At 73.3% G+C, this 9,468-nt stretch carries 10 protein-coding genes; 5 read left to right on the forward strand and 5 right to left on the reverse strand.

The features are described 5' to 3' along the window. Window positions 1-68 precede the first annotated feature (68 nt). From MFF04_RS15315 to MFF04_RS15325, 3 genes are read right to left on the reverse strand one after another with little or no spacing between them, the layout of a single operon-like run. A complete protein-coding gene (locus tag MFF04_RS15315) occupies window positions 69-1,715 on the reverse strand; it encodes a saccharopine dehydrogenase family protein (RefSeq protein WP_238277048.1) in 1,647 nt (548 codons plus the stop codon). Between the two features lie 3 nt (window positions 1,716-1,718). Further along, complete coding sequence (locus tag MFF04_RS15320; RefSeq protein ID WP_238277049.1) at window positions 1,719-2,159, reverse strand: thiol-disulfide oxidoreductase DCC family protein; 441 nt, start codon at window positions 2,157-2,159, stop codon at window positions 1,719-1,721. After that, complete coding sequence (locus MFF04_RS15325) at window positions 2,156-4,327, reverse strand: S9 family peptidase (RefSeq protein ID WP_373320075.1); 2,172 nt, start codon at window positions 4,325-4,327, stop codon at window positions 2,156-2,158. Before MFF04_RS15325 ends, MFF04_RS15320 begins: the two co-directional genes overlap by 4 nt. 402 nt (window positions 4,328-4,729) lie before the next feature. Between MFF04_RS15325 and MFF04_RS15330 the strand changes: the two genes are divergently transcribed. The 3 genes from MFF04_RS15330 to MFF04_RS15340 all read left to right on the forward strand — a co-directional run bounded on the left by MFF04_RS15330 (window position 4,730) and on the right by MFF04_RS15340 (window position 6,431). Further along, a complete protein-coding gene (locus MFF04_RS15330) occupies window positions 4,730-5,164 on the forward strand; it encodes a Ros/MucR family transcriptional regulator (RefSeq protein ID WP_238277052.1) in 435 nt (144 codons plus the stop codon). Window positions 5,165-5,242: 78 nt separating this feature from the next. After that, window positions 5,243-5,437 (forward strand): hypothetical protein, encoded by a 195-nt coding sequence (locus tag MFF04_RS15335; protein ID WP_238277054.1) that lies wholly within the window; start codon window positions 5,243-5,245, stop codon window positions 5,435-5,437. Window positions 5,438-5,564: 127 nt separating this feature from the next. Continuing rightward, window positions 5,565-6,431: a DUF6456 domain-containing protein gene (locus tag MFF04_RS15340; protein ID WP_238277056.1), complete on the forward strand. Its 867-nt coding sequence runs from the start codon at window positions 5,565-5,567 to the stop codon at window positions 6,429-6,431. Between the two features lie 3 nt (window positions 6,432-6,434). Here MFF04_RS15340 and MFF04_RS15345 read toward each other — a convergent pair whose 3' ends face one another. Both MFF04_RS15345 and MFF04_RS15350 read right to left on the reverse strand, forming a co-directional pair. Continuing rightward, the gene (locus MFF04_RS15345; protein ID WP_238277058.1) at window positions 6,435-6,857 is read right to left on the reverse strand and encodes a SufE family protein; all 423 of its coding nucleotides are present in this window, start codon (window positions 6,855-6,857) and stop codon (window positions 6,435-6,437) included. A 70-nt stretch (window positions 6,858-6,927) separates the two neighbouring features. Further along, complete coding sequence (locus MFF04_RS15350; protein WP_238277060.1) at window positions 6,928-7,971, reverse strand: sensor histidine kinase; 1,044 nt, start codon at window positions 7,969-7,971, stop codon at window positions 6,928-6,930. A gap of 248 nt (window positions 7,972-8,219) precedes the next feature. On the opposite strand from MFF04_RS15350, the gene MFF04_RS15355 reads away from it, so the two are divergent. Both MFF04_RS15355 and MFF04_RS15360 read left to right on the forward strand, forming a co-directional pair. Continuing rightward, complete coding sequence (locus tag MFF04_RS15355; protein ID WP_238277062.1) at window positions 8,220-8,816, forward strand: hypothetical protein; 597 nt, start codon at window positions 8,220-8,222, stop codon at window positions 8,814-8,816. Further along, window positions 8,761-9,468, forward strand: a 708-nt coding sequence (locus MFF04_RS15360) for a terminase large subunit domain-containing protein (RefSeq protein WP_238277064.1), incomplete at its 3' end; no start/stop codon positions are given. The genes MFF04_RS15355 and MFF04_RS15360, both read left to right, overlap by 56 nt.

Below are 9,468 nucleotides of genomic sequence, written 5' to 3' on the forward strand. Positions count from 1 at the left end.
GCCGAACGGCCGGTCGGGTCGGAAGCAGGCTCTCCCCGCTCGCCGGGACCCGACGTGAGAGCGGCCCTTCATCCCGGCGCCAAGCGTCCCCGGTAGGCGAAGACGAGCCCGGTCCAAGGGTGGGCGACGGCGACGCGGAAGCGGTAGCGGGGACCGTCAGCCCAGCTTCGGGCGCGGATGCGGGGGGCGAGGCGGGCCGGCAGGGGCAGGCCGAGGAGGCTCCAGCCTTCCCAGTGCCAGACTAGGGCGGCGGCCTCAGCCTCGGCGCGGAAGCGGAAGCGCAGGGGGCCGATCCGCTCCTCGAAACGGCCGAAATCGCCGGCGTCGCAGAGCGTCGAGGCGAAGCGGGCGGTGCCGAAGCGGCGGGTCCAGCGCTCGCCGGTGCCGGCGGCCTCTATCGCGACGCGGGTCTCGTGGCAGCCGGATGGCGGCAGGCCCATCAGTGATGCCGCGAGCCGGGCGAGGGGGTGGCGACCGGTCCGCGCGACCGCCTGCCCGGAAAGCCGGACCCCGGCCGCCGCCCCGTGCACCGCGCGGACGGGGGCGGGCAGGGCATCGAAGCGGCTCCCGAGGATGCGCGGGAACAGGGCGGCCTCGTCCGGGCGCCGCTCCTCGGTGCGGGTGCGGATCGGCAAGCCAGCCAGCTCGCGCAGGATGGCGTCGCGGCCGATGAGCCCGGCGCAGGCGAAGGCGCCGCTGCGGGTCTCGCGGCCCTCGGCGAGCGCCCGGACCAGGGCGGCGGCGGCGGCGGCCGGGACGTTCGGGCCGGCGCCGTCGCGGGCGGTGAGGAACCAGCGGGCGGCGGCCCTTCGGCCCTCGGCGTCGAGCCCCCGCGCCTCGACGGTCATGCCGCCCCGGTCGGTGCCGAGCGGCGCGAGGATGTCGGCGGCGAATCTCAGCGGCTTCGCCAGGGGCACGAGAGTGGGAACGAGGCCGGCGCGCACCGGCATGGCCAGGGCGGCAAGGCCGAGATGCATGGCGCCGAGCTCGAGCCCGGCCAGGAACAGCGCCTCCTCGCGGATGGGGAAGCGGGCTGGCAGGAGGTCGAGATCCGGGGTCTCGCAGAGCGCCAGCCAGCGCCGCCCGAGGCCGGGCATGGGGCGGCGCTGGCTGCCCGACCAGCCGCTGCGTTCGGTCCAGCCGCCGCCGGCGAAGACCCGCACCGGACGCCCCGTGTAGGAGAGGATCGCACGGATCACCGAGAGGCCGCGGGGCGCCTGCGCGCCCGGAGAGATCGCGACCGCCACCGTATCGAGCCGCCGCCAGCCGGCGACGAGGGGTTCGAGGGCGGCGTGGGAGAGGGCCGGGGTCGAGCTCGCGCCCGTCACCGCGAGGACGCCGGCCGCCCGCGCGGCTGCGTCGAGGGCGGCGGGGAAGCCCGCGACATAGGCGCGCCCGTCGGCGAGGTCGATGCTGTGGGCGCCGAGCGCGCAGGCCGCCCGGGCGAGATCGGTGCCGGATCCCTGGAAGGGGCCGGCGGCGTCGACCACCGCCCAGGGGCGTAGACGCGCGAGGTCCTCGGGGCGCGCCCGGTCGAGGAGCGCGGTCTCGATCCGCGCCTCGGGATACGCCGGCCGGAGCTGCGCGGCGAGCGCATCGAGGGCGGTGCGGGTCCGTGCGGCGAGCACGATCTCCAGCCCCGCGATGCCGGCGAGCATCCCGCAGAGCCGGCTCCCGAACACGCCGGTCGCCCCGACGACGACGACCCGCCGCACGGATCAGGTCCCCTGAGGCGGATCGAGGAGGAAGCGGGCGCGCACCTCCGGCGAGGGCATCATGCAGTCGTCGCGGCGGCCGAAGAGCCGGTAGCGGTTGCGGGCGACGACCCCGTAGAGCCCGTCCCGGAGTGGCCGGGGCAGGTGGCGAAGTCCGCGAAAGGCTCGCCATGGCGCCGGCAGCCGGCCGAGGAGCGCGGCGAAGGCGTCGCTCCGGGCGTAGGCGCGGCCGCGGTCGAGGAACAGGAAGGTCGAGGGGTCGTCCGGGTCGACGCCGGAGCGCCGGCAGGCGGCGCGGCCGACCGCGGATTGCACGGGCGCGAAGCGCAAGATCCCCTCGCGGTCGAGGCGCAGCAGCAGGCGCACCCATCCGGAGCAGAACGCGCAGGCCCCGTCGAACACGACGAGGGCGTCCGGCAGGTCCGGGGCCGGCGCGCCGCTCACGCCGCCCCGGTGCCTTCCGCCCGGCCGACGGCGAGGAGCGCGAAGGCGTAGATCAGCGCCACCTCCTCCAGCCGGTCGAAGCGCCCGGCGGCGCCCCCGTGGCCGGCCTCCATGTTGATGCGCATCAGCACCGGCCCGCCCCCGGTCATGGTGGCGCGCAGCTTCGCGACCCACTTCGCCGGTTCCCAGTAGGTCACGCGGGGGTCGGTGAGGCCGCCGAGCGCCAGGATCGCCGGATAGTCCTGCGCGGAGACCGTGTCGTAGGGCGAGTAGGCGAGGATCGTCTCGAAAGCGGCCTCGCTCTCGGCGGGGTTGCCCCATTCGGGCCATTCCGGCGGCGTCAGGGGAAGCTCGGCGTCGAGCATGGTGTTCATCACGTCGACGAAGGGCACGTCGGCGACGATGCCCGCGAAGAGCTCCGGCGCGCGGTTGGCGACCGCGCCCATCAGCATGCCGCCGGCGCTGCCGCCATGGGCGACGATGCGGCCGGGGGCCGTGTAGCCGGCCTCGGCGAGCGCGTGTCCACAGGCGATGAAGTCGGTGAAGGTGTTGGGCTTCTTCTCGCGCTTGCCGTCGAGATACCAGCGCCAGCCCTTCTCGGTGCCGCCTCGGACATGGGCGATGGCGTAGACGAAGCCCCGGTCGACGAGCGAGAGCAGGTTGGTGCGGAAGTTCGCCGGCATCAGCGTGCCGTAGGAGCCGTAGCCGTAGAGCAGCAGCGGCGCCGTGCCGTCGACCGGCGTGTCGCGCCGGTGCAGCAGCGAGATCGGCACCTGCTCGCCATCCGGCGCGGTCGCGAAGAGGCGGCGCGTCACGTAGGCCGCCGGATCGTGCCCGCTCGGCACCTCCTGGCGCTTGCGCAGCTGCCGGGCGCGGGTGACGCAGTCGTAGTCGTAGGTCTCGGCCGGCGTCGTCATCGACGAGTAGGTGAAGCGGATCAGCGAGGTCTCGAACTCGTGGCCCGGATGCAGGGAGAGCGAGTAGGCCTCCTCGGCGAAGGCGACCGCGTGGTCGGTGCCGGTGGTGTCGCGCACCACGATGCGCGGGCGCGCATCCTCGATCTCCAGCCGTACGATGTGCCGGCCGATGACGTGGAGATGCCGGATCATCACGCCCTGCCGGTAGGGCACCACGTCGGTCCAGGTCTCGAGACCCGGCGCTTCGAGCCTGGTCGAGACGATCTTGAAATCCTCGGCGCCGCCTGCGTTGGTGAGGATGAAGAGGTGCGGCCCCCAGTTCTCCACCGAGTAGATCAGCAGCGGCGTGCGCGGCTGGATCAACACCGGCTCGGCGCCAGGCTCACGCCGGTCGATCAGGCGGACCTCCGAGGTCTCGTGATCGCTCGCGGTGATCGTCAGGTAGTCGCGCGACTGAGTCGTGCCGATATGGACGAAGTAGCCGGCGTCCGCCTCCTCGTAGACCGTCGCGTCGCGGTCCTGCGATTCGCCGACGACGTGGCGCATGACGCGGGCCGGGCGGTGGTTGGCGTCGAGCGCCACGTACCAGAAGGCCGTCGCGTCGGCGTTCCAGACCGCCTCGCCGGAGGTGTTCTCGACCCGGTCTTCGAGGTCGGCGCCGCTGGCGAGGTCGCGCACGCGAATGGTGTGGAGCTCCGAGCCCTTGGTGTCGGCCGCCCAGGCGAGGCGGGCGTGATCGTCCGAGTGAACCGCCGCGGACAGCTCGAAGAAGGGCAGGCCCTCGCCCTCCCGGTCGCCGTCGACCAGGATCTCCTCGGAGAGGTCGCTGCCGCCGTCCGAGGCGGCCTCGACCGGCATCCCCGTCACCACGGAGAGGTTGCGCGGGCGCCGGCAGACGAGGGGGTGCTGCCCGCCCTGCCGGTGGCGGGTGTAGTAGGCGAAGGGCCCGTCGGGCTCCGGCACGCCGGCATCGTCCTCGCGGATGCGCCCGCGCATCTCGGCCACGAGCCGGGTGCGTAGGTCGGCGGTGCCCGCCAACCCCGCCTCCGCGTAGGCGTTCTCCGCCTTCAGATGCGCGGCGATCTCCGGGTCGAGGGCCGCCGGATCCTTCAGGACCTCCCGCCAGTTCGGGTCCTTCAGCCAGGCATAGGGATCGCTCAGGGTGCGGCCGTGAACCGTGGTCTCTCGGGGCCGCACCGCCGCCCGGGGGGCGTCGGGGAGGGACGGGAACAAGGAACGGGCAGGCGCCATCGCGTGGGAAGACCCTTCGATCGTGAGGCGGGACAGGCGGCGCGACGCCCCCGGCCCGGCGAGGGATGTGACGCGCCGCCGCCGCGGTGGCAAGGCTCCGGGCTCGGGGCGGTCTGCGACGGTCCTAAGAAGGCACCTCCGCCGAGATAAACGAGAAGGGTGAAATATTTTGCACGAAAGATGATCTCACGTATCCGTGCATGCCTCGGATGTCTTGCGAGTGGATTTCGGATGTCCTAAAGCGATGTCGCGGCGTGAGGGGCCGCCGCTTATCGAAGAGGACTTGCGGGCCGGGCTGCGTAAGCTGCCCGAGTTCAACCATCTGAATCGCGCCGCGGCATCGGGAGAATTTTCCGGTCCGGCCGTTTCTGCCCGCAATGCGTCAAGGGGCATGTCGCAATCATGAACGAAATAGAAACGTCGATCGATCGTGTCGAACTCGCGGCCGGGATCGTGTCGGCCTATGTGAGCAACAATCCCGTGCCGCCGGGGGAGCTCGCGCAGCTCATCGCGCGGGTTCATGCCGCGCTGCTGCAGATCGCCGGCGGTCCGGCCGAGGCGGCGGTGCCGTCCGCCCCGCAGCAGCCGGCCGTGCCGATCAAGAAGTCGGTGACGCCGGATCACATCGTCTGCCTCGAGGACGGCCGCACCTTCAAGTCGCTGAAGCGGCACCTGCGCGCCAAGTACGACCTCACCCCCGAGCAGTACCGTGCCAAGTGGGGTCTGCCGCCGGACTATCCGATGGTCGCCCCGAACTACGCCAAGGCCCGCTCCGACCTCGCCAAGGCGATCGGCCTCGGCCAGACCCGCGGCGGAGACTACGACGAGGCCGCCTGAGGCCATCGGCTCCGGGGACCGGGGCGCCGGGCGACCGGCCCGCCGCCCGCCCCGGAGCCTCGAAGGGAGAGCGGACCGATGAGCGATCCGAAGATTCCCACCGACGATCTCGAGAAGGCCAATGCCCGCCTCGCCGCATGGGCCGCCCGCTCGGCCGTCGACAGCGAGGCGCTCGTCGAGCGGCTGGAGGCGATGGGCTACGCCCTGCGCGGCAAGTCCGAGGACGAGATTGCCGAGGCGCTCCGCCATCCGCCGACGCGTCCACCGGCCTAGCCTCCGAACCCGTCCGCGACGCACCGTGACGCTGCTGTGCAGAGTCCGGGTCAAGTCTTGTAATAGGAATTTATTCGTATAGCTGTCGTTCCTGGCGCGGGGCCTGCAACCACGCATGGAACATATCATGAACAAACAATCTGCGACGTCCAGCCCGATTCGTCCGCCGGTGTTTCATGCCCGCGCCGCGACCCTCGATGCCGATGCCGCGCGCCTGCTGCGCATCCTCGGCCAGGCGGGCGCCTACGCGATCCGGGATCCACTGGACGAGACCTGCCTCGTGGCACGCACCGGCGGCTCCGGCGTCTCGCTCGGCGCGGGCCGCTTTCCGGCGATGGCGGGAGAAGCGCTGCTGGCCGCCGATCTCGCCGAGGCCGGGGGCGGGCCGCGGGCGCGCCTGACCCTCTCGGCCGCCGGCCGGGCGCGGCTGCGGCGCCAGGAGGCCTCCGGGGGCGGCCATCACAGCAATCTGCGCTTCCTCGCCCAGCACACCGACATCGAGGGGCGCGAGGGCGAGGATCGGCCCCTGCGGGACGCCTCCGAGAGCCCGCTCGCCTGGATGGCCCGCCGCCGCGGCCGGGACGGCGAGCCGCTGATCGACGCCGCCTGCTTCGAGGCAGGAGAGCGGCTGCGGCGCGACCTGACAACCGCTGCCCTGGTCCCGCGGCTCGGAGCGCGGTTCGGCGAGGCGCGGGTCGACGGCGGCGGCCCCCGCGATCCCGCGGCGGCATCGGATGCCATCGTCGCGGCGCGGCAGCGGGTCCGGCAGGCGCTCGCCGCGGTCGGCGACGACCTCTCCGGCCTCTTGATCGACCTGTGCGGCTTCCTGAAGGGGCTTGAGCGGATCGAGGCGGAGCGCCGCTGGCCGGCGCGCTCCGCCAAGGTCGTGATCCGCATCGCCCTCTCGCGGCTCGCCGAGCATTACGGGCTGGAGCGGGAGGCGCGGGGCCGGGAGAGCGGCCGCATGCGCCTGTGGCGCGACGACGGCCTTTGAGGATCAGGCCGCGAGCGCCGTCGCGTCCCGGTGGATGCGGTCTGCCATGGCGCGCACGCCGTTCGAGCGCTGCGGCGTGAGGTGCTCGGCGAGGCCGAGCCTCGTGTAGAGCGCGAAGGCGTCGGTCTCCGCCGCCTCGCGCGGGGTCCTGCCGTCGAAGAGCGCGACCATCAGCGCGACGAGGCCGCGCACGATATGCGCGTCGCTGTCCCCGCGCAGGCGCAGCACCGGGGTCCCGCCGGCCTCCTCGACCGCCATCTCCAGCCAGACCTGGCTCGCGCAGCCATGGACCCGGTTCGCCTCGGCATGCAGCGCGGCGTCGGCCGGCGGCAGCATGCGGCCGAGCTCGATCACGTAGCGGTAGCGCTCCTCCCAGTCGTCGATGAAGGCGAAGTTCTCCTCGATGGTGGCGATGTCGGGCAGCATGCGATCTCGTCGGTGTCGGACGTCGAAGGCGCCATATAGGGGCTGGCGCCGCTCGGCGCGACCGGGGCACTCAGGCCCGCTCCGCAGCCCGCGTCTCGGGGAGCTGAAGCTCCAGCGGGTCGGAGGGGCGGGCGGTGCCGTGGACGGCGATCTCGGCCTGCGCGGCGTAGGCCGCGATGAGGCGCGGCCCGAGCTTCGGCACGTCGGGCCGGCCGGCCTCGGCGGCGTCCCCGTTCGCGGAGACGATGCTCAGGCGCACCGGCGAGCCCGCCGGCGCGTTGATGGTGATCTGGATGCCGCAGGCGGCGCTCTCGGCGGTGGCGTCGAGGCACTCGGCGACCACCTCGGCGACGATCATGCCAAGCGCGTTGGCGGTGCGCGGCTCCACGAGCCCGGTGCCGGTGCCGTCGACCGTCACCCCGATCCGGCCGGCCCGGCGCAGCTGGCCGAGGCCCGAGGCGAGGCGGTGGAGGTAGTCGCGCAGGTCGATCGAGGCGATGTGGGGGGCCTCGTGGAGATGGTGCTGGACGAGCGCGATCGCCCGCACCCGCTGGCCCAGGGCCTCGAAGCTGCCCCGGCAGGGTTCGGGCGCGGCCCGGCCGTAGAGGCCGATCAGGCTGACCATCACCTGGAGGTTGTTGCGGACCCGGTGATAGACCTCCGCGAGCAGCGCCTCCTTCTCGGCGAGCGCGTGCTCGATATGCTCCTCGGCGTGCTTGCGGTCGGTGATGTCGAAGCAGGTGCCGAGATAGCCCTGGAAGGCGCCGTTCTCGGAGAGCGGACGCCCGGTCTCAAGGAGCCAGCGATAGGCACCGTCGTGCCGGCGCAGCCTGAACTCGACGGAGAATGGCTCCCGGGCGCGGAAGGCCTCGGCCACGAGCGCGGCGTGGCGCTCGAAATCGTCCGGATGCAGGCCGCGGCGCCAGCCCTCGCCGATCTCGTCCTCGGCGCTGCGCCCGGTGAAGGCGAGCCAGCGCTCGTTGTGGTGGACGGCGCGTCCCTCCGCGTCCGAGCGCCACATCATCAGCGGCACGTAATCCGCGAAACGCCGGAACGCGTCCTCCAGGCCGCCGCGGTTCTGGCCGGCGCCGCCGGCTGCTAGGTCCGCTGACATGACACTCCCGATTCGCGGTTGCCCTCGCGTGTTGTGCGCTCGCTCGGCGCCGGTCAACGTGCTGTCCGACACGCCGTTCCGGTTCGCGGCCATCCGTTGCAGGCCATCCGCATCCTGTCGGCGGACGGCGCCCACTGCATACTCAATGCCGCTCAGAACAAAGTCCTATTATAGGAATATATGCTTGACGCCGTGACGCTCCTCGGGTATCAAAGGGACAGGCTCGAGACGTGTGAGGGCGCGGCGGGATGACGAGCGTGGCCCACCACCGGGACCTGCGCGACGCGGTTGAGGCCCTGGTCCGCGGCAGCGGCCGCTCGCTGGCGGCGATCGCCGCCGAGACGGGCCTGCCCCGCACCACGGTGCAGCGCTGGAGCCGCAAGGGCCGCTGGCGGGGGAGGCCCGGAGAGCCGGTGCCGCGAAAGGCGCGCGCCAAGCCCCGCCCGGTCCTGCGCACCGCGGCCGGGGACGCGCCCCTCGACGGGGCGGCCCTGCGGGCGTCGCTTCGCCGGCACGTCGCACGGCAGATCGCCCGCTTCGACGCGGCGCTCGAGGATTCGGACAGCCTGCCGGATTCGGCGCGGGTGCTGCGGGACCTCGGCGGCCTCAAGCGGCTGCTCGACGAGCTGGCCGCCTGCGAGCGGGCCGCCGAGCAGTCGGCGAAGGACCATTCGGCGAGGGATGACGGGGATGGGGCTGCGGATGCCGGCGACGCGTTCCCCGACGATCTGCCCGCCCTGCGCGCGGAGATCGCGCGGCGCTATGCGGCGTTCGCTGGCGAGCGGACGGATGCCGGCCTTCCTGGAGAGCCTTCCGGCCCCGCTGCTGCGGGCGATCGATCGTGACTGGCTGCATCGCGCCCGCGCCGACCAGCTTCCGCCCTGTCCCCACGAGGAGTGGTCGACCTGGGCGGTGGTCGGCGGACGCGGCAGCGGCAAGACCCGCACCGGAGCCGAATGGGTGAGCGCCCTGGCGCTCGGCGATCCGGCCTTCACGGCCGCGCCCGTCGGCCGGATCGCCCTGGTGGGCGAGACCTTCGCCGACGTGCGCGACGTGATGATCGAAGGCCCCTCGGGGCTGCTCGGCCTGAGCGGCCGGAGCGGGCGCCCGCACTGGTCGCCCGCCCGCCGCCGGGTCGAGTGGCCGAACGGGGCTCTCGCCCAGGCCTTCTCGGCGGAGGAGCCCGACGGCTTGCGCGGACCGCAGTTCGGGGCCGCCTGGTGCGACGAGCTCGCCAAGTGGCGCAGGCCCGAGGCCGCCTGGGACATGCTTCAGTTCGGCCTGCGGCTCGGGACGCACCCGCGGGCGCTCGTCACCACGACGCCCCGGCCGATCCCGGTCCTGCGGCGGCTGCTCGCCGATCCGCGCACCCGCGTCGGCCGGGCGCGCACCTGGGACAACGCGGAGAACCTCGCGCCCTCGTTCCTGGCCGAGGTCCAGGCGCGCTACGGCGGCACCCGCCTCGGGCGCCAGGAGCTCGACGGCGAGATCGTCGAG

This window comes from Methylobacterium jeotgali, assembly GCF_022179345.1.
GTDB classification, from domain to species: domain Bacteria; phylum Pseudomonadota; class Alphaproteobacteria; order Rhizobiales; family Beijerinckiaceae; genus Methylobacterium; species Methylobacterium jeotgali.

What these genes read in the sequence shown, in the direction of transcription:
- MFF04_RS15325 (WP_373320075.1), bottom strand. Translation starts at nt 4,327, where the DNA reads ATGGCGCCTGCCCGTTCCTTGTTCCCGTCCCTCCCCGACGCCCCCCGG.
- MFF04_RS15330 (WP_238277052.1), top strand. Translation starts at nt 4,730, where the DNA reads ATGAACGAAATAGAAACGTCGATCGATCGTGTCGAACTCGCGGCCGGG.
- MFF04_RS15335 (WP_238277054.1), top strand. Translation starts at nt 5,243, where the DNA reads ATGAGCGATCCGAAGATTCCCACCGACGATCTCGAGAAGGCCAATGCC.
- MFF04_RS15340 (WP_238277056.1), top strand. Translation starts at nt 5,565, where the DNA reads ATGAACAAACAATCTGCGACGTCCAGCCCGATTCGTCCGCCGGTGTTT.
- MFF04_RS15345 (WP_238277058.1), bottom strand. Translation starts at nt 6,857, where the DNA reads ATGCTGCCCGACATCGCCACCATCGAGGAGAACTTCGCCTTCATCGAC.
- MFF04_RS15350 (WP_238277060.1), bottom strand. Translation starts at nt 7,971, where the DNA reads ATGTCAGCGGACCTAGCAGCCGGCGGCGCCGGCCAGAACCGCGGCGGC.
- MFF04_RS15355 (WP_238277062.1), top strand. Translation starts at nt 8,220, where the DNA reads ATGACGAGCGTGGCCCACCACCGGGACCTGCGCGACGCGGTTGAGGCC.